Source organism: Pseudoalteromonas luteoviolacea CPMOR-1 (assembly GCF_001625685.1).
GTDB classification, from domain to species: domain Bacteria; phylum Pseudomonadota; class Gammaproteobacteria; order Enterobacterales; family Alteromonadaceae; genus Pseudoalteromonas; species Pseudoalteromonas luteoviolacea_K.
This window is the reverse complement of the sequence record NZ_AUYC01000041.1, coordinates 1-25,801: the sequence shown is the minus strand read 5'-3', so window position 1 is coordinate 25,801 and position 25,801 is coordinate 1. Positions and strand designations below refer to the sequence as shown.

The window sequence follows — 25,801 nt, the reverse complement described above, 5'->3', positions numbered from 1 at the left end:
TGATCGGTTTTGTGGCTGTGAATAAATAGGCATTTTGATCAAAGCTTATACGCCCTTTGATCCGATCTAATTCACATTATATGATCTGACTTAAGTCTATGGATCATATTAGGAATATAACCTTATTCACAGATCTAAGCTTCTTTAAATATAAGATCAATAAAGATCTTTAAAAAGATCCTTATATATTTTAAGTGATCCATTTTGAGCTTAGGTTAAAATTTAGTCGTTTCACTTCTGCGTTTTTCTAGGTAGAATACGCACCCTTTCGAAATTTGCTGGTTGTTTTTAAGTAGGATCCCGTAAATGATTTATCATGAACATTTTGACGTAATCGTGGTTGGTGGCGGTCATGCTGGTACTGAAGCTGCATTAGCTGCAGCTCGTATGGGTATGAATACCTTATTGTTAACTCACAATATGGATACTTTGGGCCAAATGTCTTGTAATCCAGCGATCGGCGGGATCGGTAAAGGACATCTAGTTAAAGAGATCGATGCACTTGGTGGTGCAATGGCACAAGCTATTGACAAAGGTGGGATCCAATTTAGAACATTAAACTCGTCTAAAGGACCCGCGGTAAGGGCAACTAGAGCACAAGCAGATCGCGCACTTTACAAAGCAGCGATCCAAGATACTTTGCAAAATCAAGAAAATTTAAAAGTTTTCCAACAAAGCTGTGATGATCTGATCGTTGAACAAGATCAGGTCAAAGGTGTCGTGACTCAAATGGGACTGCGTTTTAGTGCTCAATCAGTAGTACTGACAGTCGGCACGTTTTTAGGTGGTCAAATTCATATTGGTCTCGAGAACTTCAAAGGGGGAAGGGCTGGCGATCCACCTTCAATTGCACTTGCACATCGTTTACGTGAATTACCATTTCGAGTCGATAGATTAAAAACAGGTACACCTCCGCGTATTGATGCCCGGACGGTTGATTTTTCAGTGATGCAAGAACAACCGGGTGATACACCTACACCGGTGTTTTCATTTTTAGGCAAGCAATCTGATCATCCTAAACAGATCCCGTGTTATATCACTTATACCAATGAAAAAACACATGACGTGATCCGTGAAAACTTACATAGATCACCAATGTACGCTGGGGTTATTGAAGGAATAGGACCGAGGTATTGCCCATCCATTGAAGATAAAATAGTGCGTTTTGCCGATAAAGAGAAACACCAGATCTTTGTGGAACCTGAAGGCCTGACCTCTTATGAGCTATATCCAAACGGCATTTCCACCAGCTTACCTTTTGATATTCAATTAGAGATTGTTCGCTCAATCAAAGGGTTTGAAAATGCACATATCTGTCGACCAGGTTATGCAATTGAGTATGATTTTTTCGATCCAAGAGATTTAAAGCAATCTTTAGAAACCAAGTTCATCAGCGGCCTGTTCTTTGCTGGTCAAATTAATGGTACTACTGGTTATGAAGAAGCGGGTGCCCAAGGTTTGATCGCAGGCATGAACGCCGCATTACAAGTTAAAGGTGAATCAGCTTGGACACCGCGCCGTGACGAAGCATACACTGGTGTATTGATTGATGATCTCGCTACTTTGGGCACAAAAGAACCATATCGCATGTTTACTAGCCGTGCTGAATATCGTTTATTGCTACGTGAAGACAACGCCGATTTACGTTTGACTGAAAAAGGTCGCGAACTTGGGCTCGTGAATGATGAACGATGGGCTGCATTTAACGACAAATTAGAAGTGATGGAGCAAGAGGCTCAGCGTTTACGTGCTACATGGATCCACAAGGATCATGAGGCGTTAGATCAAGTCAATGCGTTACTAAAATCGCCATTGACAAGAGAGGCGAGTCTTGAGGATTTGATCCGTCGCCCTGAAGTCAGCTATCGAGAGTTAATGGCGATTGATGGCTTAGCCAGCGAGCACGAAAATTGGCAAGCTTTAGAGCAGGTGGAAATTCAAACAAAATACGCAGGCTATATTGCACGTCAACAAGATGAGATTAATAAGCAATTGCGCCACGAAGAAACTCTATTGCCAGCAGAGTTTGATTATAGCCAGGTGAGTGGTTTATCAAATGAGGTGGTTGCAAAGCTTACTGATGCACGCCCGCAGACGATTGGCCAAGCTTCACGTATTTCTGGTATCACCCCAGCCGCTATTTCGCTATTATTAGTATATCTGAAAAAGCAAGGGCTGTTGCGCAAGTCAGCGTAACAGCGATGGAAAACTGTGTTACTAGAACAACTCAATGCTTTGTTAGTGAAAACGAGTATTTCACTGACTGAAAATCAAAAACAGCAGCTGGTCGATTATGTCGAGCTGCTCGACAAATGGAATAAAGCTTACAACCTCACATCGGTGCGAGATCCGAAGGAGATGATGGTAAAACATATTCTCGATTCTTTGGTGGTTGCACCGCATCTTAGTGGCAAACATTACATTGATGTTGGCACAGGCCCAGGACTACCAGGCATTGTCTTAGCGATAGCCTTGCCGGATACTGAATTTGTATTACTCGACAGTCTTGGAAAAAGAGTACGTTTTTTAACCCAAGTAAAACATGCGCTTGGATTAAAAAATGTGACGCCAGTCCAGTCTCGTGTTGAAGAATATCAGCCAAGTGTTAAATTAGACGGTGTGTTGAGTCGCGCATTCGCATCACTAGAGGACATGGTTCAGTGGTGTACACATTTAATTGACTCATCAGGGCGATTCGTTGCACTAAAAGGAATGTATCCGCAAGATGAATTGGACAGTCTGCCTGAAGGCATTTCTTTGGAGCAAAATATCACTTTACAGGTTCCAGATCTGGAAGGTGAGCGCCATTTAATTATTCTTACTAAAGACTAAATTCGAGGATACTGTGGCTAAAGTCATTGCAATTGCAAACCAAAAGGGTGGTGTTGGTAAAACAACCACTGCGGTGAACCTTGCTGCCTCGATGGCGGCGACCAAAAGAAAAGTACTGCTGATAGATTTAGATCCACAAGGCAATGCGACGATGGGCAGTGGCGTTGACAAATATAGTGATGTGGCCACCATCTATGATCTGCTTATTGAAGAGACCCCTATTAAAGAGGTGATCTGTACTGACACATCAGGTGAGTATGATTTGATCGCAGCCAATGGCGATGTGACAGCTGCAGAAGTCAAGTTAATGGAGTTGTTTGCCCGTGAAGTGCGCCTGCGCAACGCCATAGAGTCTGTGCAGGATGACTATGAGTTTATCTTTATCGATTGTCCGCCATCACTAAATATGTTGACTGTCAATGCGATGGCTGCGGCAGACTCAGTGATGGTACCCATGCAGTGTGAATATTATGCACTTGAAGGCTTAACCGCATTAATGGATACCATTACACAGCTTTCTAAGTTGGTTAACCCTGAACTGCAAATTGAAGGGATCTTGCGTACTATGTATGATCCACGTAACCGATTGGCAAACGATGTGTCTGAGCAGCTCAAACAGCACTTTGGCGACAAGGTATACCGAACGGTGATCCCGCGTAACGTACGTTTAGCTGAAGCGCCAAGTTTTGGTGCACCTGCTATGTATTATGATCGTGCATCCAGTGGTGCCAAAGCCTACCTTGCACTGGCTGGAGAAATGTTGCGTCGTCAAGAAAAACAAGCCGCTGCCGTAGCATAAGAGGATAATAACAACATGTCGGTGAAAAAAAGAGGATTGGGGCGTGGTTTAGATGCATTATTGAGTTCTGCTAAACCACCTACAGGTAATGCTCATCCGGTGGAGCCGAAAGCGCCAGCGGAAGAAATTGCATCTACACCTGTTAGTCAGCCATCTGAAGCATCGGATCAAGAGCTACAGCGTCTACCGATTGAGTTCTTACAACGAGGCAAATATCAACCTCGTAAAGATATGTCTGAACAAGCCTTAGAAGAATTAGCAAACTCCATTCGCGCTCAAGGCGTATTGCAACCCATTGTGGTTAGACAGTCGGGGAGTGAGCAGTATGAAATTATTGCGGGTGAACGTCGATGGCGCGCATCACAACTTGCTGGTTTAGATGTTGTGCCGTGTATCATCAAAGATGTTGAGGATGATGCCGCCGTCGCCATTGCACTGATTGAGAATATTCAACGTGAAGACCTCAATGCCATGGAAGAGGCGGTTGCTCTAGATCGATTACTCAATGAATTTGATTTAACCCACCAGCAAGTAGCTGATGCTGTTGGTAAATCAAGAACAACTGTGACTAACTTGTTACGTTTAATCAATCTCAATGATGATGTGAAAATCTTGTTAGAACATGGTGATATCGAAATGGGCCATGCTAGGTGTTTATTGTCACTACAAGGCGAAGCTCAATCTGAAGCTGCCCGTACGGCGGTTGCGAAAGGGTTGACGGTGCGTGAAACTGAAAAGTTAGTACGCGCTATGCAAGAACCTGTGGTTAAAAAAGAGACAAAAGAAAAAGACCCAGATGTCAAACTGTTAGAGCAACAGCTTGCAGAAAACCTGGGCGCAAAAGTTGAGATCAACTACAATCAAAAAGGCAAAGGGAAATTGGTTATTTCTTATGCTGATCTTGACGAATTAGACGGCATTCTTGGGCGGATCCACCCAGATTTACAACAACCCTCCTAAAGGTCAAAATTGCGACGAAATACGAGCTGAAATTATGCTGCATTTCGTCGCGTCAAGTTGCAAATTGAGCAGAAATCAGTATAATTTCGCCAGTTTTTATACCCTGATAAATTTTAGCGTCATTAAGGTTAATATAAAGTGACTCATTCGTTAGCTGGCCCGTATAGACGCGCCGCATTAAAAGGTGTCTTGCTTCAGGGTATCGTAGCATTAGTAGCTGCAGTAATAGTTTTAGTAGGTTGGGGCGCACATGCAGGCATGTCAGCATTGGTTGGCGGCGTTGCAATTGTGTTTCCGAACCTAGTATTTGCTTTGTACTCATTTCGATTTGTCGGAGCGAGCAAAGCAAATCAAGTGTATGACTCGTTAAAACGAGGCAAAGGATTAAAATTTTTGCTAACCATTTGCATATTTGCACTGGCGTTTAAACATTTGAGTGTCATGGCGTTGCCATTTTTCTGCTGTTACATACTAGTGATGTTTTCGCAGTGGCTAGCACCGATTTTTTTTAATCATTAACTTTTGGGATAAAACATGGCTGCAGAAGAAGTTACTCTATCAAGCCATATTCAGCACCACTTGACCAATGCCAAGATGTGCTCGACCGATGCCGGTCTTGCCTTCAATAAAGCATGTGCGGATAGTGGATTCTGGACATGGCACGTAGATACCCTCGCATGGTCAATCGGTTTAGGTCTAGTTTTTTTATGGATCTTCCGAAGCGCCGCTAAAAAATCCACTACTGGTGTACCTGGCAAATTTCAATGCTTTATTGAGATGATTGTTGAGTTCGTTGGCGACAACGTACGCGATACTTATCACGGTAACAGCAAGTTAATTGCTCCACTGGCCCTAACAATTTTTGTTTGGGTGTTCTTAATGAACTTAATGGACTTGATTCCTGTTGATTTCCTACCTGCATTTGCTGGCTTTGTTGGCGAAACTGCATTTGGTATGGACTCACACGATGTATACATGAAAATTGTACCGACAACTGACTTAAATATGACGGCTGCATTAGCAATCGGCGTATTCCTTCTGATGATCGGCTATTCAATTAAAATCAAAGGCATCGGTGGTTTTATTGCTGAGCTAACGCTTCACCCGTTCAGCACTAAAAACAAGCTTGGTATGGTTTTCCTTATCCCTTGTAACTTGTTACTTGAAACTATCGCGTTGTTTGCTAAGCCTTTCTCGCTAGCACTTCGTTTGTTCGGTAACTTGTACGCGGGTGAGATGATCTTCATCTTGATCGGTGCAATCGGCTTGATGCAGTTACCACTGCACTTTATCTGGGCGGCTTTCCACATCTTAGTTATCGTTCTACAGGCATTCGTATTTATGATGCTTACGATTGTATACCTGAGCATGGCAAGTGCTAAAGATAGCCACTAAGAATATAATTTTTAAAAGATTTTTTAACTTTAACTTTAATTTACAAATGAAACTTTGGAGAAAAAAATGGAACTAGTATTAGGTCTTAAGCTTATCGCTGTTGCTTTACTTATCGGCTTCGGTGCAATCGGTACTGCTATCGGCTTCGGTAACATGGGTGGTAAATTCCTAGAAGCATGTGCTCGTCAGCCTGAGCTTGCGCCTTCACTACAAGTTAAAATGTTCATCCTAGCTGGTCTAATCGATGCGGTAGCGATGATCGGTGTTGGTATCGCTATGTACATGTTGTTCGCGCTTTAATTTTTAAGACAATAGCTGAATCGAACAACTGTCAAGTAAGGAGGAGCGGTCGTGAACTTAAACGCCACTCTAATAGGTGAATTAATTGCATTTACGGTGTTCGTACTTTTCTGTATGAAGTACGTATGGCCACCGCTAAATGGTGCAATTGAAGCTCGCCAGAAGAAAATTGAAGATGGTTTAGCTGCCTCTGATAAAGCTGAAAAAGATCTTGAGCAAGCGCGTGAACAAGCTGCTGAGCAGCTTAAAGAAGCGAAGACTCAAGCGGCTGAAATCATTGAGCAAGCTAAAAAGCGTGCTGCGCTTATCGTTGACGAAGAGACAACTCGTGGTCAACAAGAGCGTGAGAAGATTATTGCTCAAGGACACTCTGATATCGAAACAGAGCGTAACCGCGTAAAAGAAGAGCTACGTACTCAAGTAGCAACACTTGCCGTGGTTGGCGCTGAGAAGATTTTAGAGCGTGAAATCAATCAAGACGCACACAGCGATATCGTTGATAAGCTAGTTGCTGAGCTTTAATTAGGAGGGTATGAGCATGTCTGAATTGACTACTATCGCTCGCCCATACGCTAAAGCGGCTTTTGAACTTGCTGTTGAAAAAGGCACAGTTGAAGCTTGGAATGAAATGCTGTTCTTCGCCGGTCAAGTGACCAGCGATGAACAGGTTCAGACACTACTAGGTAGCCTTGCTACTCAAGCAGAGCAGTCTGAAATTATCATCAAGCTATGTGCTGAGCAACTCGACGAGCAAGGTCAAAATCTTATCAAGCTGATGGCCGAAAATGAGCGTTTATCTGCAGTCCCTGCAGTTGCTGACTTATTCGCTGAATTTAAAGCGGAGTATGACAAAGAGATCGACGTAAGTGTGGTTTCTGCAACTGAACTTGCTCAAGAGCAGCAAGATAAATTGGGCGCTGCGTTAGAAAAACGTTTCGCACGCAAAGTTAAGCTGAATTGTAGCATCGATGAAACCGTAGTAAGCGGTTTGGTTATTAAGGCTGGCGATACCGTAATTGACGGTAGCGTACGCGGTAAATTAGACCGCTTAGCAGTGTCGCTACAATCGTAATTGGGAAAAAGAGCATGCAACTTAATTCCACAGAAATTTCTGCACTGATCAAGCAGCGTATTGAGCAGTTTGAAGTTGTAAGTGAAGCACGTAACGAAGGTACTATCGTATCTGTTACTGACGGTATCATCCGCATCCACGGTCTAGCTGACTGTATGCAAGGTGAGATGATCGAGCTTCCTGGCAACCGTTATGCTATCGCACTAAACCTTGAGCGCGACTCAGTAGGTGCAGTAGTAATGGGTCCTTACGCAGACCTTAAAGAAGGCGTAAAAGTACAATCTACAGGTCGTATCCTTGAAGTACCAGTAGGCCGTGGTCTACTAGGTCGTGTTGTTAACACACTAGGTGCACCAATCGATGGTAAAGGTGCACTAGACAACGATGGTTTCGAACCAGTTGAAAAAATTGCACCAGGTGTAATCGAGCGTCAATCAGTAGACGAGCCAGTACAAACTGGTTATAAATCTATCGATGCGATGATCCCAGTTGGTCGTGGTCAGCGTGAGCTAGTTATCGGTGACCGTCAGACTGGTAAAACTGCACTTGCAATCGATGCAATCATCAACCAAAAAGACACAGGCGTTAAGTGTGTGTACGTAGCGGTTGGTCAAAAAGCATCTACTATCGCAAACGTAGTACGTAAATTAGAAGAGCACGGTGCACTTGAAAACACTATCGTTGTTGTTGCATCTGCTTCTGAATCAGCAGCGCTACAATACCTAGCGCCATTTGCTGGTTGTACTATGGGTGAATACTTCCGTGACCGCGGTGAAGACGCACTAATCGTATATGATGATCTTTCTAAGCAAGCTGTTGCTTACCGTCAGATCTCACTACTACTTAAGCGTCCACCAGGCCGTGAAGCATACCCAGGTGACGTATTCTACCTTCACTCACGTCTTCTAGAGCGTGCATCACGTGTAAACGCTGATTACGTTGAGAAGTTCACTAACGGTGAAGTGAAAGGTAAAACAGGTTCATTGACGGCATTGCCAATCATTGAAACTCAAGGTGGTGACGTTTCTGCATTCGTACCTACTAACGTTATCTCAATCACCGATGGTCAGATCTTCTTAGAAACTGACTTATTCAACGCAGGTATCCGTCCAGCTGTTAACGCTGGTATCTCGGTATCTCGTGTAGGTGGTGCAGCGCAAACTAAAATCGTTAAGAAACTAGGTGGTGGTATCCGTCTAGCGCTAGCTCAGTACCGTGAACTAGCGGCGTTCTCTCAGTTCGCTTCTGACCTTGACGATGCAACGCGTGCACAGCTTGAGCACGGTGAGCGTGTAACAGAGCTAATGAAGCAGAAGCAATATGCACCTATGTCTGTTGCTGAAATGTCTCTGTCTCTATTTGCTGCTGAGAAAGGCTTCCTACAAGACATCGAAATCAACAAGATTGGTGATTTCGAAGAAGGTCTTATTGGTTTCGCTAACAGCACATACGCAGAGCTAATGACTCAAATCAACGAAACTGGTAACTACAACGCTGAGATTGAAGCGCAACTTAAAGAACTTCTAGAGAAGTTCAAGTCGACGCAAACTTGGTAATTTAGTTATTCATGGTGACTTCGGTCACCACTGATTCGGAGAGAGAGTCATGGCCAGCGGAAAAGAGATAAAAAGCAAGATCGGGAGTATCAAGAATACTCAGAAGATCACCAGCGCGATGGAAATGGTTGCCGCTTCTAAAATGAAGAAGGCGCAAGACCGTGTGGCATCAAGCCGTCCATACGCTGAGAACTTACGCAAAGTGATCGGTCGTATTGCTCAAGCAAATCTTGACTTCAACCATCCGTTCCTAGAGGAACGTGATGTGAAGCGAGTTGGTTACATTGTTATCTCAACTGACCGTGGTCTGTGTGGTGGCTTAAACTCAAACGAGTTTAAGAAAATTACACTAGACGTTAAAGCGTGGAAAGAAAAAGGCGTTGATGCCGAATTTGCTACTTTAGGTAGCAAGGCAGCTGGTTTCTTCCAACGTTTTGGCGGTGAGTTACTCGCTAAAAAAGCGGGTCTTGGAGATGCTCCTTCAGTACAGGACGTAGTAGGTCCAGTAAAAGTAATGTTAGATGCATTTACTGAAGGCAAAATTGACCGCTTGTTCGTTGTGTACAACAAATTCGTGAACACAATGAAGCAAGAGCCAACGATCGAACAGTTATTACCTTTGCCAAAAGCTGAAGAAGAAGTATCAGCCCACGCTTGGGATTACTTATATGAGCCGAGCCCAGAAGCGATCCTAGAGACGCTACTGGTACGTTTCATTGAGTCACAGGTGTACCAGGGTGTAGTAGAAAATGCTGCATCTGAACAGGCTGCCCGTATGGTTGCGATGAAAGCCGCAACTGATAACGCAGGCGACCTAATGGATGAGCTGCAACTTGTTTACAACAAAGCACGTCAGGCTGCAATCACACAAGAAATCAGTGAGATTGTTGGCGGTTCGGCTGCTGTATAACGCTTCGGCAAAGTTTAACGAGAGGAATAGACATGAGTTTAGGTAAGGTCGTCCAAATTATCGGCGCCGTTGTGGACATCGAGTTCCCACAAGACAACGTGCCAGCCGTATATGACGCACTAAAAGTTACAGAAGGCGACCTAGCTGGTTTGACACTAGAAGTGCAACAGCAGTTAGGTGGCGGTGTGGTACGTGGTATCGCACTTGGTACTACAGACGGTCTACGTCGTGGTATCTCAGTAGAAGGCACAGGCGAGCCAATCAAGGTTCCAGTTGGTACAAAGACCCTAGGTCGTATCATGGACGTATTAGGTCAGCCTATTGATGAAGCAGGTCCAATTGGTGAAGAAGAGCGTATGTCAATTCACCGTGCTGCGCCTTCATATGAAGATCAATCAAGTTCAGTTGAGCTACTAGAAACAGGTATCAAGGTAATCGACCTTGTATGTCCGTTCGCTAAAGGTGGTAAAGTTGGTCTATTCGGTGGTGCTGGTGTTGGTAAAACCGTAAACATGATGGAACTTATCCGTAACATCGCAATCGAGCACAGCGGTTACTCAGTATTCGCAGGTGTTGGTGAGCGTACGCGTGAGGGTAATGACTTCTACCATGAGATGAACGACTCAAACGTACTAGACAAAGTATCGCTAGTATACGGTCAGATGAACGAGCCACCGGGTAACCGTCTACGTGTTGCACTAACGGGTCTAACGATGGCTGAGAAGTTCCGTGACGAAGGTCGTGACGTACTTTTCTTCGTAGATAACATCTACCGTTACACGCTTGCAGGTACTGAGGTATCAGCACTACTAGGTCGTATGCCTTCAGCGGTAGGTTACCAGCCAACTCTTGCAGAAGAGATGGGTGTACTACAGGAGCGTATCGCATCGACTAAGACTGGTTCAATCACTTCAATCCAAGCGGTATACGTACCTGCGGATGACTTGACTGACCCGTCACCAGCTACAACGTTCGCGCACTTAGATGCAACAGTTGTACTTTCACGTGATATCGCGTCTCTAGGTATCTACCCTGCGGTAGACCCACTAGATTCAACTTCACGTCAGCTTGACCCTCAAGTAATCGGTAACGAGCACTATGAGACAGCACGTGGCGTTCAGACTGTACTTCAGCGTTATAAAGAGCTGAAAGACATCATCGCGATCCTAGGTATGGACGAGCTATCTGACGAAGATAAGCAAGTTGTATCTCGTGCACGTAAGATCCAGCGTTTCCTATCTCAGCCGTTCTTCGTTGCTGAGGTATTCACAGGTGCACCTGGTAAATACGTATCTCTTAAAGACACAATCTCTGGCTTTAAGGGCATCCTAAACGGTGATTACGATGATATGCCTGAGCAGGCATTCTACATGGTTGGCTCAATCGACGAAGCAGTTGATAAAGCTAAAAACATGTAATTTAGGAGGTTGTTATGGCAATGACAGTACACCTTGATGTAGTAAGTGCAGAGCAGAATTTATTCTCTGGTGCTGTGGCTACAATTCAAGTGACAGGTAGTGAAGGTGAACTTGGTATTCACCCTGGCCACGCGCCACTCCTGACTGGCCTAAAGCCTGGTATGGTACGTTTGGTTAAAGAAGATGGTACTGAAGAGTTCATCTACGTTGCAGGCGGTACGCTTGAAGTTCAACCTAAGACAGTAACCGTTCTAGCGGACGTTGCTATTCGTGGTGAAGAACTTGATGAGCAGGCTGCTGAAGAAGCTAAACGTGAAGCTGAAGCACAGCTAGCTTCAGGTACTGCAAGCGAGCTGGATTACCAGCGTGCCGCTATGCAGCTTGAAGAAGCGCTTGCCCAGCTACGACTACTTCGCCAGCTGCGTAAATAAGCAGCCACCTATCTGGTTTGAAACCCACATGCTGAAAAGCATGTGGGTTTTTTTATGCTCTTAATGCAGCGATTCATTTTATGTTACTTTATAGTCTGACTTTTGAACATGTTACCTCTGTTTTTTTTTAGCGCTTCTATGTTATGTTTGTATCTAAAATACGTCCTTAATTTACACTTGTTGTAAGTGGTGTTGAGTTAAGTAATATTCATACCCAATTACTATTAATGTCGTTGTGGCATCATCTAAATGCTTTGTTGCATAAATACGAGTGATGCATTACAACGGTTAACATATTTGCTTGAGTAAAAAATTGCTTTAAGTAAAATAGTGATTTGTAGAGATCCTGTTCACGCAATAGTCATCATGAATGAAGTGAGATTTTCAAGGCAAGTAAAGGAAGTAAAGTTTGGCGAGTGGGTACTTGATCCTAAACGTCAAAGCATTTGCGACGGTGAAGTAACTCGAGAGTTGGAACCGCTATTATTTCGTTTGTTATGTTATCTGATTATTAATAATGAGCAAATTATCACACGACAAGATTTGGTTGATGATGTATGGAACCAAAACTATGTAGACGATAATGCAATAAATCGTGCTATGTCTGAGTTGAGAAAAATTCTTAAATCAGACAAGCAGCGAGGTATTGTGGTAAAAACGCATTATCGAAAGGGATATAGCTTTTTCCTTGAGCCGACGATAATTTATCACGCTGATGAATTGCCACGCACACCATCAGAGCCCAACCCTGATAGAAAACCTAAACAGTCGCCTTCAATTGAACACCATGAGCTTGAGCAGGCTAAAGCAAGCCCTAAGCGTAAACTGAAGCTCAATTGGTTTATGGTGGCGTCGGTGGCGATCAGCACGGCCTTTATTGCGGGAGCAAGCGTTAAGTACTTCAGCTTATCCAAACAAAGTGCCAGTCCGACAAGTTTGGTCGCACAAGAGCGACCAATAAAAGAAAGTGTATTGTCTTGGGTGCAAGGTCGTTATACGTTACTTAACCTATCACCTAATGATGCGATGGTCGCATACTCTTTTGTGCAAGAGGGGATGAAGCACTTTGCTTTAGTTGTAAAAAACTTACAAAATGGACATGAGCGCAGATTAGGAGAGCCTGGGGCTAATTATTACCCGTTAGGTTGGTCTGCCGATTCAAACACGATTTATTACAGTATTGAAGATGGGAATAAGTGCCAAGTTTGGCAATTGAGTGCGGATTTTAATTCGGGTAACCAATTTCTTTTTGAATGTAATAGCAGTAACGGTATGACGGGCGGGGGGATCAATCAGAATCGTCTTGTTTACGCTAAAAAAGGTTATCGCAGTCGTGATGAACTCTCTGCGCTTACCAATAGAGACCTCATTTCTGGGGACGAGTTTCAAATCACATCACCAAATTTAAACTCCTATGGTGATCGATTCTTAGCTTACGTGCCTGAAAAAGAAATTATTTTGTTTGAACGGCGCCAGTATAATACCAATGAATTGTATATGACCGACCCTGATGGGGGAGATCAAATTAAGCTGTATGAAACTCGGTCGCGTATTTGGGCACTCAATTATGACAATGAGACCGACTCTGTCACCTGGTTCGATAATAACAAGAATGTTGTTTACCGCTTTTCGTTAAGAGAAAATAGGCTGGTGAATTTACAAAAGTTGGTGACCGAGCAGCCGTATGCGGAATATGAAACGCTTAGCTCAGGTGACCTGTTAATGACCAGCTACCCATTCCAGTTGGATGTGTATAGCTTAGATCTGAACAGCAAAGCATTTGAGCCCTTGGTTAAAACGCCACGTGAAGACAAAAATGCCATAAAAGTACCAAATGGGTACTTGTTTTTGACTCGAGTAGGTGGGGTAAGCAGGCTCAACTTGAAGCGTCATGATGGTCATGTTGAGGTGTTAGGTTTGCCAGATGCTGATTTTAAGTCGATTAGATACAACGGCAATGCAGATGAATTACTCGTTCATTATACGCACAAAATAGAAACTTATACGTTAAGCAACTTGACGTTAAAACAATCAAAATCAGTCAATGGTACAATCGTATCTGCAGAGTATCTTGATGAAAATGAGATTGGCTATACGGTTGTGGATGAAACGAAAATCAATAGTAAGGCCTATGTACTATCCAGATTAGATAGTAAGGTACGAGAGCTACCAACTCAAAGTGCATTATGGTTAGATCGGATGAGTGACGATAAGCTCGTTACCTTATCATCAAATGATACCTTATCGGTGTTTGATCTGCGTACAGGAAATATCTCATATCAACTGGACCTTCCTGCCGCTATCTACCGACATTCCGTTGCAGTATCCAATGAACATATTTATCACTCCGATGGCAAAAATATATATAAGATTGATTTATCAGCAGCAGGAAAAATTGAGCCTATTTATACTGTGAACGAATCTCAGTTTGTCATTGATCAAATCCGTAGCTCAGACTCTGAACGTTTAATCATTGATGTGATTGAAATGGTGGAGAATCAGTTATTGAAAGTGTCATACGTGGACCCGTCGTTAACTGTACAGTAAATACTGTCGACTTTATTGATTATTAAATCCTACCACTTGATTAAGGCAGATACTCCTGCCTTAATATTCAGCAATGATTACTTATTTGGCACCTGTACCAAGCGCGTTAGCTCAAGTCTAATTTGTCAAAAGACATAGGTTTTTGCAACACTGTGGATTGTAAATTAGATTTTATTTTGAGTGATATTCTTAATATGCAGGGCGTAAGCCGTCGTATAACCACTTGATAAAATATTATGATTCCGAACGTTTTAAAAAATTAAATTTATATCTATAAAAAACAATGGCTTAAAAAAATGTTATTGGAGGTTATATAAGATTTGATAACTACCATAACCCGGTAGGCTTGTTTATCTTAGAAACATCAACTGCACACAGTGATGCGCGGATTGATACACATAAAATGATTAGTCATAGGAGCTACATAATGTTACTTACTCTTAAAACAAAAAAGCTAAAACAACTATCTGACGAAGCAAAACTTGGGCAACAACAAACACAACAGATTGGTGGTGGCGCTAAGTCGAGCGCTGGCACAAATACAGTGACCGGTAAAACTAAGTTACCAGGCTAAATAATAATAAACACAACAATAATAATAAAAACAATAATAACAACAATAATTAAGGAACAAGAAAGTATGTTGGTATTAAAAACTAAAAAGCTCAAACAACTCACCAGTGAAGCAACGCTAATGCCACGACAAACACAGCAAATCGGTGGTGGGCTCAGTACTAACACAAATACAGTGACTGGAGCCGTGACTTCGACAGCTACAACTTCGCAACCTTCTGCTCAATAAAAGAACAAAAAAGAATAACAATAACAATCAAGGAATAAGAAAGCATGTTGGTATTAAAAACTAAAAAGCTCAAACAACTCACTAATGAAGCAACGCTTATGCCACGACAAACACAGCAAATTGGCGGTGGGCTCAGTACGAACACAAATACTGTAACTGGGGCCGTGACTTCGATAGTCACTACAACTTCAAGAGCTTCTGCTGAATAAAAAAACAATAAGAAATAATAACAATGTCAGTCAAGGAATAAGCAAGTATGTTGGTATTAAAAATTAAGAAGCTGAAAAAACTATCGAATGAAGCGTTACTCGGGGCAAGACAAACAAATCGCTGAAGGCACAAATACGGTAACTGGAAAGCCTGAAGCGCACAAATGACGGTTATTGCATCTCCCAAAGTGACAGGTGTTTAAACTCTACCAATGCGTCATCACAAAAAAGAGTGTACAGGGCAGCGTGCACTATCAGATACGTAGAGGCATCTATGGTGGGTGAAGATAAACGCATTAAAAGCGTGCAAGCAAGTGGTGTGCTGCTCAATAGCTCATCACTTGCTTTGCTTACAATTACAATTGGCAGTTATAAATTTAGGAATACACTTAATTTAAATTGATGATTTATATTAATTTTCACGGAAAAACATGAATAGCTTATTAACTTTGTCCTTAGCATTATCAACCATTCACCCCCCCTTGATTGGTCAATTATATCTGCAAGAACCTGCCATCGAATACTACTTTACTCGAGAGTCTGGAATTACCACAGCCTTTAAAGGCGTTAAGGTTGGTAAGATGGTAGAGAAAGGAGATCCTTTGGTGAAGCTTGAGTCCTCTGCGATAGATGTATCAGACAAAGTGTTCATGGCCAATACGAAGGGGTACATCGAGTTTATTAATAAAAGAGTGAATACTGAGTCACCTGTTGCAGTGGGGGATCTGTTGCTTAAGGTATCTTCAAATTATGTCCTTGGTAATTACAATTTAGACAAAAGCTATGATTTAAGTGAGCTATCAGGATCGCTCTGGCTCTGTATGAAGTCAAAACCTGTTAAGTTCAGCGTGGATAGTGTGCTGAAGGATAAACTACTGATTTCCGTTGAGCTGAGTCAGATTCATTTCAGTGAACTTGAAAAACTCTCAGAGCCCAATTATCTGCAGTTATTCACTGAAAAACACGCTTGTGTGCCCGATTAAATAATTCGTCTGCAATAGACAGAGAATACCGCTATACACTGAGGGGATTGTGTAAGTCTTCCGGCTGCGTGCGTTTTACTCTTTTCTTCATCTACTTTTCCCTAACCCCTTTGATGCCTAAATATTTTTATCGCTAGCGTTGTAGCGTACAACTTACTTACTGGACATACAGATTGCATATAGGCACTTGTTTATCTGTTCAAGACTCGCCTTAAATGACTTTTTCAAAGACAAACTATGTACGTGCAAAATACGGTTTAGTCACCAGATACCTCTTTATCAACTCACCAGATACTTAAAGGTAATATGGATTCGGCCGAGTTAGATATTGCAGGGACTAACATGCACCTAATTTAGGTTCTATCATATAAAATGTGTTGTTATCTGCGCACATTGATGAGGGGCTCGTTGCGCAAAGCTTTGCTTTTCCCAACAAAAAAGTGATAAACACGAGTGGGCTTTTACTTATAAAACGGCTTAAACCAATATCGTGCTTGCGTTTGAACGCATTGAGTGTCAATGGAGATAAAACAACTGGTATCTGGCAACGTTAATTTGTCCCAAAACGCATGCTGTGGATATTTATTTGCTTATTATTAAACAATACATAGTTAATTTTAAAGCGAATAATGTGGTTTAAGTTTTTGTTTTATATTCTTTTATTTTTATTTTTTGTGTTTTGACTAGGTCCATTGTACTCGATAAATTAGGACTCATAACTTCTAAGTGGCATCCGATGCCTTGAATGTGAGGGGAAAAAAATGAAGCCTACTGATCAAGATAGCTACAATCCATTTATTGATGGTGAATCCATCAGAAAATCTATTGATTTATTTGATACTGTAAAGCAGCCTGAGCAACTAAAGGATGCACTAAAAAAAATCGCGCAAAACACTGGGTATGAATGTTTGTCATTCATCGATTATGGGCCCATGCCAAATAAGGCTCAACAAACTCAGATTTATGGCCTGTACGAAGAAGAGTTGGCGCATCATTTTGAGTGCGAAAAAGTCATGTCACATGCAAAGTCAGGGATTAGAGTGAGCGCACTTGCCAAGCTAACAGGTATGACGAACTTGAACGCGCATTTATATATTTTACCACTGCGTGGGATCAAAGGCATTGTGGGGGCGTTAGTATTCAGTATGCCAAATATTAAATCCATTCATATCAGTGCTGAGCTTATTGATTGGTATTGGACTATTTTGTCGCCGTACTTATTGAGTGCAGCTTTAAGGTGCAGAAAGGAAAAGCTCAGTATCACTAAAAGAGAACGTGATTGTATGTTTTGGGTTTCAGAGGGTAAAACATCATGGGAGATCAGCCAAATTCTAGGGATCAGTGAACGGACAGTGAACTTTCATTTGACTAACTGTATTACTAAAACGCAGAGTGCGAATCGCCAGCAAGCGATTGCAAGGTGTATCAGGAACAACCTTATTTAATTAGAGGCTACTTGAATTTGCAAGCTTATAAACAATATGAAGGGTGATGCTGCTAAGTTCAGTTGAGGTGTTGCCCTAGATATTTTACAAAGTTTATATTTTGATGTTTTCTACGACGAGCGTAATGTCACTTTAAATTATATTTTATTTTTTAGGTTCTATTCTACTTACTATTTTATTTTGTATCTTCTTTGTGGTTGTAATACTTTAATGTTATACAAGTCAGTAACTTAGGTTTTTTTGTGCTTACGGCCCCCTGAGCTCATAGGGGTTACTTCTTGATTAACTTAACTTAGAATAAAGCAGAAAATTTACTTATAACTAAATTAGTTGTCTTGGTTTTTTTATTAGATAAACTATATATAAGTGGAACTTATCACTAACGAAATGAAAGAAGTTAGCTTTTCAAGAACGGTTAAAGAAGTACGATTTGGTGCTTGGGTATTAGACCCTAAGCTACAGACAATCTATGATGGTGAAGTTACAAGAGAACTTGAGCCACTTCTTTTCAAAATACTCTGTTATTTAATCATTAATAATCAGCAAATTATCACGAGGCAAGATCTCGTTGAGGATGTCTGGTGTCAAAATTATGTAGATGATAATGCGATTAACAGAGCTATGTCTGAATTACGAAAAGTATTGAAATCACATAAGCAAAGAGGATTGGTGGTCAAAACGCATTATAGAAAAGGCTACAGCTTTTTTCTTTCTGCCGAGGTTATTTATTTTGATAAACAAACTGAAGTTATAAATACACTTACCCCCTCTAAAGAAGAGCCCGATAATACTCAATCATTCTCGACATCTAATAGCATTAAATTACCTTTGATTGGCAGTGTGTGCCTGGCGGCCCTAGTATCAATATTCTTTATTTATAAGCCGGTATTATCGACAGAACCAGAGACAGAGGTTGTGTCATCTTTTGAATCAAATTACGAAGAGCATGTGTTATCTTGGCTGGATGGAGAGTACGCAAATGTGTTTTCTTCCCCAGATGCAAAACAAGTCGCGTTTTCATTCACGCCAACTGGGTTGAGCAATGCTAATTTAGTAATAAAAGACTTAGATTCGGGTATAGAAAGAAAGCTTGCTGTAAGTGAAAAATCAATCTCTCCCATTGGTTGGGATGAGGACTCTTCAAGATTATTCTATCGGGTAGATGGAGCTGATGAGGTCTGTGAAATATGGTCAGCCGATGCCGATCTTGAATCTGGTGGGGACAAATTGTTCGACTGCAAAGATCGGATTTATCGTGGCTCTGGAGTGGGTGAGGGCCACTTTATTTATTCGAAATATAATTACAGGCAACGTGACCAACTTTCAGTCGTTACTTATCGAACGTTAGATACGGGGAATGAATTTCAATTAACATCCCCAAATTTAAATTCATATGGAGATCGGTTTCTACTATACGAACCTTCTATTAGGCGAGTTTTCTTTGAACGGCGCCAGCATGACATCAAAGAACTATATATGACTGACTTAGATGGCAGTGACAAAACCAAAATCTTTTCGGCTAGTAGCTCATTCTGGGAGCTAAAATATGTGAAAAGTACGAACTCTCTTGTATGGTTCGACAATAGAACAAACCTTATTTACACCTATTCGATAGGCGAAAATAAGCTATCGAGTATAGCTCAGTTGCCGTTAGACACTGTGACGTATTTGGGACATTCATTTATTTCAGAGTCAAAGATGGTAGCCACAACCTTTCCACATGAGCAAAGCATTTATACCTTGTCATTGGATGATAAAAGTTTGACTCCTCTGATCAATGAAAAGTACATAGATATTAAGGCCGTTAGAGCCGGTGATGATGTGTATTTCTTTCGTGTGCAAGGTGAAGAAGTGGTTGTGATGTATGCTGAAAAATCTGAAGGTGGTTATCGGTATTCAGAATTAGCTGGTGGAATTAATCAAGATATCCTGTATGACTACAACAATAAGTTGCTGATCTTAAAAGCGGATAGATCAATTAAAGTATTTAATGAAGCAAATGAGCTCATTGATGAAATCATTGAGCAAGGCGTCATTTCGGATGTGAATGTACTGAAAAATGGGGATATAGGATATATCGTGGTCGGTGAAGGGGGAGTAGGAAGCCACTCTTATGTTTACTCTGTGAGTTCACGGAAAAAATCACGATTACCAATAAAAAATAATGTTTGGTTTGATACAGGTGATGGTAATCGTTTGTTTTACCTGACGTCAGATGACAGGCTTAAGCTCATTGATATTGAAACAAGAGAAGAGTATCTAGATATAGACTTTCCAACTCGGGTGCTAAAACACCTGATTGTGAAGTCTGAAGCGCATATTTATTATGCGAATGGCAATATCATTTACCGCCTAGTTGACGGAGAATGGACTGTTTTCACACAGCTAGAAGGGGGGATCAACGTCATTAATATGTCTTATTCGTCACAGCATAAGCAGCTTGTGTTAGGCACCTTGAAGCGAAAAAATAACCAGCTTGTTTTGCTGGATATAAACGTTGAACCGCAAAGCACCAGTTTATAACTTACCGATGCACAAAGGGGTTACACGTCTTTGTGCAGACTCCTTCCTCTTTTTGCAATTTGGCGAGACATGCCTCTTTTATGTTTGCTTTTCACACGGATATCGAGAGTATCCTCATGTTGCTTAAAAATTAAAAAGCAGAATTATCTCACGGATGTCTGAAAATTCATCAATACAATCGAATTTATTTATTTTCTTTTCATAAGGTATATTTAAAAGCATATTAAACAAGTAGTTATGTTTCTTTGGTGTCGTTGTATAAAGTGTTTTTTTCTTCCAAGTTGGTGCGTTCAAACGGTATGGTATGTATGTCGATGCGAAATAAGTGATATGCGCGTTTATTTACGTATCAATAAGAACTTCACAGAGGGAAAAGAAATGAAACTAAATAAAAAAACACTCAAGAAATTATCCTTTGAATTAAAGAACAAAGATCTATTAAAAGCAGTTGCCGGAGGGGAACTACAAATACAGTCAATCACTCTCATGGAAACTAAAACGACTGGTGCTGGCTCATGTGGCTATTGATCGTCAAGTGCTTTGATCATGTGTAGATATCTGAAGTCGGCAAAATATGAGCACCATAGAGTTTAGGTAACCAATGCGACTTCAGACATCTTCTGATTGGGTTTATATAACCTAGGGGCGGTATCTCATTGATATGTGATGTAACAGCCCCTTCGCGTCAGCTCGCGTTGTTATTAATATGATCATACACGTTGGTTAGAATTGAGTTAGAGAGCCATCTCACTCAATGTACAGGGGTGTACAACACAGTTAGGGGCATACCTTTTCAAACTGAATACCTTCAGGTATATGATTTATTAGGCTCGATATAAATACGCGACATGCCTTGCTATGGAAATGAGCAATGACACCTTTCATTATCTTCAAAGCATCACCACATGTGGCTCAATCTGGGTTTCTGATACCGACAGTCCGTCAGATACACTCAATTTCATCAATTGCCATGTTATAAAAAGCTGGTCGTCTACAGAGCACTGAGTCGAGGATAAAATAAGAAGTTGCCCAAAGCATGGCGGTGCTTTGGGCTTACATGTGCGAGAATTGCAGATGTAATAAGGACCTTTAAGATACCTCAATAATTTACATTCAACAAGTCTACCTGTGCTTGAATGTCACTTTTACCTTAAATGCCTCGAGTTATTTCAATACAGTTTTAAATTCAATAAGAGACCTGTTCAGGAAGCAACCAGAGTAGTGTATTACTGTATGAATGGGGAGAATCTATTGACGTACATCGAGTGACATCTGAACCTCTGGCTGTATTTGCTTATTTATCTTTTCCACATAGCTAATGTGCGCTCTATTTTGATCAGCAAGGTGATTAAGGTGCTTTTCAGGGCCGGTCAAGAATCGTTTTTATTGCATTTTACCCAGTAATAATTGTGTTTTTTGAAGCGGACAACAGGCTATTTATCAACCTTTTTACTCGTATTGATTATATCGGTATGAAGAATATACGTTATTTTTACGTACCCACCTCAACACCCCTTTATTTTAAGTAATAGAAAGCAATTTAGAGCCTATATAAACCTTATTTCGTCATCTTTTTTTGTTTTATATTGTTGATTTTTATGCTTATTGTGTTTTTTGGTCAAGTTTGATTTCGCTTTTTCTTCGTCGCACTATGAGTTGGAAAGGAAATACATTTAAAAACAACGACGAGTTATACAAAAGAGGTTTATATGACTATCAATGATTATTTCACTAATTATTATTCACTGATCAGTAGTGGTGATTTAAATGATATCGAAGAGATTTTTTCATCTCAGTCCCAGTTTAAAGGGGCGGTAAAACAGCAGTTTGAGATGATGCGACAAAAATGCCAATTTAACATCCAATTAGATAATGCGAACGTACTGGCCAAAACTGATGAGCTGCTTATTGTACAAGATAAAATTACCTTAAATGCCGATATGGATGGCCAGCAAATTGTGAAGGAAAATAGGAACCTACATACGCTTGTAAAAGAAGCGGATGAGTGGAAAATCCACTGTAGCGTTGTCCTACCTAAAGAGCAGGCTGCGTAAATATGGCTGGCCTATTTCGAACAGAAGCGATTGCACATCAAGGACAAAAGTTGGATGGTGATGTGACAATTGCTACCCATTTTTCATTCAATTGGATTTTGGTGTTGATCATGAGCATTGTCGTAATTGGCCTTATTTACCTTTTTGTTGGTGAGTACCATCGAAAAGAGGTTGTTACGGGCTATTTACGACCAACAGCAGGTGTTAGCAAGGTATATCCAGTGAGTGGAGGGATCGTAGATCAGGTATTTGTTGATGAAGGGGAAATCATAAAAAAAGGCGACTTACTCTTTCGTATTAGAATGGATCGATTGCTTGCATCTGGCGTGGACGTCAACGATACGATTTTAAATGAGCTAAACGCACAAAAGCGACTCCTTGAAGAAAATCTTGCAAACCAAAAGATGTTGGCTGAAGTCAATATCGAAAAACTAGACGCTCAGATCACCAGTACGGCAGGCCAAGTTCGACAAGCTAAAAATCAACAAGTATTGCTTGAAGAGCGTATCGCCTTAAATCAAAGTCGCTTATCGAGCACGGAAGCACTTGTAAATAAGGGGGTCGCAACTAAAGTTGATTTGCAGCAGGTAACGGAATCATTGTTAGCCGTTCAGCAGCAGGCTGAAGATATCCACAGTCGTTTATTAAGCCAGCAAGACCAACTTAGTCAGCTTAAATTCCAGCGTCAGCAAATGCCTATTTCATTACGTGAAACTCAAGTTAAGTTAAGGTCGCAGCTTGCTGGGATCAATCAAAAAATCTTTCAAGCATCTTCTCAGCGTAGTTATGATGTTCGGAGTCTGCGCGATGGCAAGGTGAGCGGTTTACTGATTAAAGAAGGGATGATGGCACAAGTAAATATGCCATTGATGAGTATATTGCCAGAAAACGCCACATTGGAAGCTGTGTTATTTGTCCCCACACGTGCTTATGGTTTTATTGAACCAAAACAACAAACTCGAATTCGTTATCAAGCATTCCCTTATCAAAGGTTTGGCTTATATTCGGGGCAAATTGAAAGCGTCTCAAAAACGATAGTATTACCGAATGAAACGATTTTACCCATCTCGATAAAAGAGCCTATTTATCAGGTCATTGTCAATTTAGAGTCGCAAAATGCCAACGCTTATGGTGCCGAGGTACCGCTTCAAGCTGGCATGTTGCTAGAAGCAGACATCATGGTGGATAGTCGCTCTTTGTTTGAGTGGTTATTTGAACCAATTTATAGCATCAAAGGAGCAATGTAATGGAAAATCCGATGCATTTGCTGAGATTTAGTGGCAAAAAAAGGCTGCCCGTTATTTTGCAAACAGAAGCTGCAGAGTGTGGGTTAGCGAGCTTGGCGATGGTGGCTGCATATCATGGCTATAAAACAGACCTAACCACACTTCGTCAAAGTCACGATATTTCTTTAAAAGGCGCGAAGCTGGAAGAGCTCATGCAAATTGCAGACAAGCTCAATTTGAGTACCCGGGCTTTGCGACTTGAGCTTGAACATCTACCTAAACTGAAGACTCCTTGCATATTGCATTGGGATATGAACCATTTTGTTGTGTTGAAAGCGGTCAATAGAGACACTGTGGTTATTCATGATCCTGCGCTTGGAGAACGTAAATATACCAAAGGCGAGCTATCTAAACACTTCACTGGTGTGGCTTTGGAGCTGTCGCCAACAGAAGAGTTTAAATCGGAAGATACCCGAGTTAATTTAAAGCTATCTGATTTTTGGCGCAAAGTAACAGGCCTCAAGTCCACTTTGGGTAAAGTATTCTTACTTTCTTTATTGCTGCAAGCGTTTGCTATCGCTAGTCCATATTATATGCAGCTGGTTGTCGATGAAGTCATCTTGAGTTACGACCATAATCTACTCACTATCCTGGCGGTCGGCTTTGGCTTACTTATGCTCATTGAAATGGTAACCGGTGCTGTAAGAAGTATATTGTTGCTGCATTTTGGTAACCTCATGAGTGTGCAGCTTGGTGCCAATTTATTTCATCATTTAATTAGACTGCCATTGCAGTATTTTGAAAAACGGCATATTGGGGACGTTGTATCTCGATTTGGTTCACTTCAGCAGGTCAAGGAGTTGCTAACCAAAGGCGTTATCGAGGCGCTGATTGACGGCATTATGGCCATTGCTACTTTGGTTATGATTTTTATTTATAGCCCACAGCTCAGTTTTATCGTTATTACGGCAGCAGCGATATACGCCATAGTTCGTATAGCGATGTACAAGCCTTTACGCAGAATGTCGGAAGAGGTCATTGTCACGCAAGCAAAAGAGCAATCTAATTTCATGGAAACTGTTCGCGGTATTCAGACCATTAAATTGTTTGGGCGGGAAGTACAAAGGCAAAGTACTTGGCACAACAAATACGCGGATAACCTCAATGCTGGGATCAGAGTAGGTCACCTTAATATCGGCTACGAAGCCATTAATAGAGTCATTTTTGGTTTAGAAAATGTGTTAGTAATTTACTTTGCAGCACTGTTGGTGATGGAAGGTAACCTGTCAGTCGGAATGCTTTTCGCGTTTATGGCATATAAGCGCCAGTTCGTAGAAAAGATGGCCAGCCTAATAGAAAAGGTGATTGAATTTAAAATGCTGAGCTTACATTTCAATCGACTTGCTGACATCTCCTTGACGAATAAAGAAAGTGATATTCAAAGTAAAACGACGGCAAAAGAGCTAAGCGGGCGGATCGAAGTGAAAGACTTAAAGTTTCGCTATAGCAAAAAAGAAGCACCCGTATTTAGTGCGCTCGATCTCTCTATTCAAGCTGGTGAGTCAGTCGCAATTGTAGGTGCATCTGGCAGCGGAAAAACCACGTTAGCCAAGGTGATGTTAGGCTTATTTGAACCTGAAGCTGGCAAAGTAGAAGTGGATGGAGTGGATATTCGCCAACTTGGATTGTCTCAATATCGCAGCCAAATTGCTGCAGTGATGCAAGATGATCAACTGCTCTCGGGCTCGATTGCTGACAATATTTCCTTCTTTGATCCAGATCTTGATATGAAAAAGGTTGAATGGGCCGCACAGGTTGCTGCAATTGATACGGACATTGTCTCTATGAATATGGGATACAACACATTGGTGGGGGATATGGGCGCGGCGCTTTCTGGTGGTCAAATTCAGAGATTACTCCTTGCGCGAGCCTTATACCGTAAACCTAAAATTTTATTTATGGACGAAGCGACCAGTAACTTAGATACAAGGTTAGAAGCCTCAGTAAACAATGCAGTCAAAGCTCTTGATATTACAAGAATAATTATTGCTCATCGACCTGAGACTATTGCAAGTGCTGATCGGGTACTTGCGCTGAGGTATGGAAAGGTGGTGGAAGAGGAAGTTCCAAATATCGAAGATCGGTTATCGAAGAAGCCGGCGTTTGATAAGGCCATTAAGGATAGTGAGTATTCAGACACCAGCGCCAGTGGTGACTTTGTATTAACTTAAAACTACACCATGAATTTGTGCTTAGCGCTTTGTCCAAAGCGCTAGCATATTAGAGGGTAAAGGAAATTACATACGAATTTCACATTCGATATTAACGTGGGATATTAA

24 protein-coding genes are annotated in these 25,801 nt (G+C 41.4%); all 24 read left to right on the top strand.

Features of this window, described 5'->3' with window-relative positions:
- Positions 1–306: 306 nt before the first annotated feature.
- The 24 genes from mnmG to N473_RS18210 all read left to right on the top strand — a co-directional run bounded on the left by mnmG (position 307) and on the right by N473_RS18210 (position 25,693).
- Positions 307–2,196 carry a tRNA uridine-5-carboxymethylaminomethyl(34) synthesis enzyme MnmG gene (gene mnmG, locus N473_RS18310; RefSeq protein ID WP_063369168.1) on the top strand — a complete coding sequence of 630 codons (1,890 nt, stop codon included), beginning with the start codon at positions 307–309 and terminating at the stop codon, positions 2,194–2,196.
- Between the two features lie 15 nt (positions 2,197–2,211).
- Positions 2,212–2,832, top strand: coding sequence for a 16S rRNA (guanine(527)-N(7))-methyltransferase RsmG (gene rsmG / locus N473_RS18305; protein WP_063369167.1), 621 nt, complete (start codon positions 2,212–2,214; stop codon positions 2,830–2,832).
- Positions 2,833–2,845: 13 nt separating this feature from the next.
- On the top strand, positions 2,846–3,631 hold the full coding sequence (locus N473_RS18300) for a ParA family protein (RefSeq protein ID WP_039611151.1): 786 nt from the start codon (positions 2,846–2,848) through the stop codon (positions 3,629–3,631).
- A gap of 15 nt (positions 3,632–3,646) precedes the next feature.
- On the top strand, positions 3,647–4,591 hold the full coding sequence (locus N473_RS18295; RefSeq protein ID WP_063369166.1) for a ParB/RepB/Spo0J family partition protein: 945 nt from the start codon (positions 3,647–3,649) through the stop codon (positions 4,589–4,591).
- 138 nt (positions 4,592–4,729) lie between these two features.
- Positions 4,730–5,110 (top strand): ATP synthase subunit I, encoded by a 381-nt coding sequence (locus N473_RS18290; RefSeq protein WP_039611153.1) that lies wholly within the window; start codon positions 4,730–4,732, stop codon positions 5,108–5,110.
- A 15-nt stretch (positions 5,111–5,125) separates the two neighbouring features.
- Positions 5,126–5,986, top strand: a complete 861-nt coding sequence (gene atpB / locus N473_RS18285) for a F0F1 ATP synthase subunit A (protein WP_063369165.1) — start codon at positions 5,126–5,128, stop codon at positions 5,984–5,986.
- 66 nt (positions 5,987–6,052) lie between these two features.
- Positions 6,053–6,286, top strand: coding sequence for a F0F1 ATP synthase subunit C (gene atpE / locus N473_RS18280; RefSeq protein ID WP_023400939.1), 234 nt, complete (start codon positions 6,053–6,055; stop codon positions 6,284–6,286).
- Between the two features lie 51 nt (positions 6,287–6,337).
- Complete coding sequence (gene atpF / locus N473_RS18275) at positions 6,338–6,808, top strand: F0F1 ATP synthase subunit B (protein WP_046357200.1); 471 nt, start codon at positions 6,338–6,340, stop codon at positions 6,806–6,808.
- A gap of 16 nt (positions 6,809–6,824) precedes the next feature.
- Positions 6,825–7,358, top strand: coding sequence for a F0F1 ATP synthase subunit delta (atpH, locus tag N473_RS18270; protein WP_039611156.1), 534 nt, complete (start codon positions 6,825–6,827; stop codon positions 7,356–7,358).
- Positions 7,359–7,372: 14 nt separating this feature from the next.
- Positions 7,373–8,914, top strand: a complete 1,542-nt coding sequence (atpA, locus tag N473_RS18265) for a F0F1 ATP synthase subunit alpha (protein WP_063369164.1) — start codon at positions 7,373–7,375, stop codon at positions 8,912–8,914.
- Positions 8,915–8,963: 49 nt separating this feature from the next.
- Positions 8,964–9,824: a F0F1 ATP synthase subunit gamma gene (gene atpG / locus N473_RS18260; RefSeq protein WP_039611157.1), complete on the top strand. Its 861-nt coding sequence runs from the start codon at positions 8,964–8,966 to the stop codon at positions 9,822–9,824.
- Between the two features lie 32 nt (positions 9,825–9,856).
- Positions 9,857–11,242, top strand: coding sequence for a F0F1 ATP synthase subunit beta (gene atpD, locus N473_RS18255; protein WP_023400934.1), 1,386 nt, complete (start codon positions 9,857–9,859; stop codon positions 11,240–11,242).
- Positions 11,243–11,256: 14 nt separating this feature from the next.
- Positions 11,257–11,673: a F0F1 ATP synthase subunit epsilon gene (locus N473_RS18250; protein WP_063369163.1), complete on the top strand. Its 417-nt coding sequence runs from the start codon at positions 11,257–11,259 to the stop codon at positions 11,671–11,673.
- A 366-nt stretch (positions 11,674–12,039) separates the two neighbouring features.
- The gene (locus N473_RS18245; RefSeq protein WP_063369162.1) at positions 12,040–14,220 is read left to right on the top strand and encodes a winged helix-turn-helix domain-containing protein; all 2,181 of its coding nucleotides are present in this window, start codon (positions 12,040–12,042) and stop codon (positions 14,218–14,220) included.
- Positions 14,221–14,647: 427 nt separating this feature from the next.
- Complete coding sequence (locus N473_RS26335; RefSeq protein WP_155735657.1) at positions 14,648–14,794, top strand: hypothetical protein; 147 nt, start codon at positions 14,648–14,650, stop codon at positions 14,792–14,794.
- Between the two features lie 66 nt (positions 14,795–14,860).
- The gene (locus N473_RS26330) at positions 14,861–15,022 is read left to right on the top strand and encodes a hypothetical protein (protein ID WP_155735656.1); all 162 of its coding nucleotides are present in this window, start codon (positions 14,861–14,863) and stop codon (positions 15,020–15,022) included.
- A 44-nt stretch (positions 15,023–15,066) separates the two neighbouring features.
- Positions 15,067–15,231: a hypothetical protein gene (locus tag N473_RS26325; protein ID WP_155735655.1), complete on the top strand. Its 165-nt coding sequence runs from the start codon at positions 15,067–15,069 to the stop codon at positions 15,229–15,231.
- Positions 15,232–15,662: 431 nt separating this feature from the next.
- The gene (locus N473_RS18240) at positions 15,663–16,214 is read left to right on the top strand and encodes a hypothetical protein (RefSeq protein WP_063369161.1); all 552 of its coding nucleotides are present in this window, start codon (positions 15,663–15,665) and stop codon (positions 16,212–16,214) included.
- A 761-nt stretch (positions 16,215–16,975) separates the two neighbouring features.
- On the top strand, positions 16,976–17,659 hold the full coding sequence (locus N473_RS18235) for a helix-turn-helix transcriptional regulator (protein WP_063369160.1): 684 nt from the start codon (positions 16,976–16,978) through the stop codon (positions 17,657–17,659).
- Between the two features lie 366 nt (positions 17,660–18,025).
- Positions 18,026–20,182 (top strand): winged helix-turn-helix domain-containing protein, encoded by a 2,157-nt coding sequence (locus N473_RS18230; protein WP_155735654.1) that lies wholly within the window; start codon positions 18,026–18,028, stop codon positions 20,180–20,182.
- Positions 20,183–20,560: 378 nt separating this feature from the next.
- A complete protein-coding gene (locus N473_RS18225) occupies positions 20,561–20,710 on the top strand; it encodes a hypothetical protein (RefSeq protein WP_155735653.1) in 150 nt (49 codons plus the stop codon).
- Between the two features lie 1,181 nt (positions 20,711–21,891).
- Complete coding sequence (locus N473_RS18220) at positions 21,892–22,236, top strand: hypothetical protein (protein ID WP_063369157.1); 345 nt, start codon at positions 21,892–21,894, stop codon at positions 22,234–22,236.
- A 2-nt stretch (positions 22,237–22,238) separates the two neighbouring features.
- Positions 22,239–23,483 (top strand): HlyD family secretion protein, encoded by a 1,245-nt coding sequence (locus N473_RS18215; RefSeq protein WP_063369156.1) that lies wholly within the window; start codon positions 22,239–22,241, stop codon positions 23,481–23,483.
- Complete coding sequence (locus N473_RS18210) at positions 23,483–25,693, top strand: peptidase domain-containing ABC transporter (protein ID WP_063369155.1); 2,211 nt, start codon at positions 23,483–23,485, stop codon at positions 25,691–25,693. The genes N473_RS18215 and N473_RS18210 overlap by 1 nt, the downstream gene beginning before the upstream one ends.
- Positions 25,694–25,801: the final 108 nt, after the last annotated feature.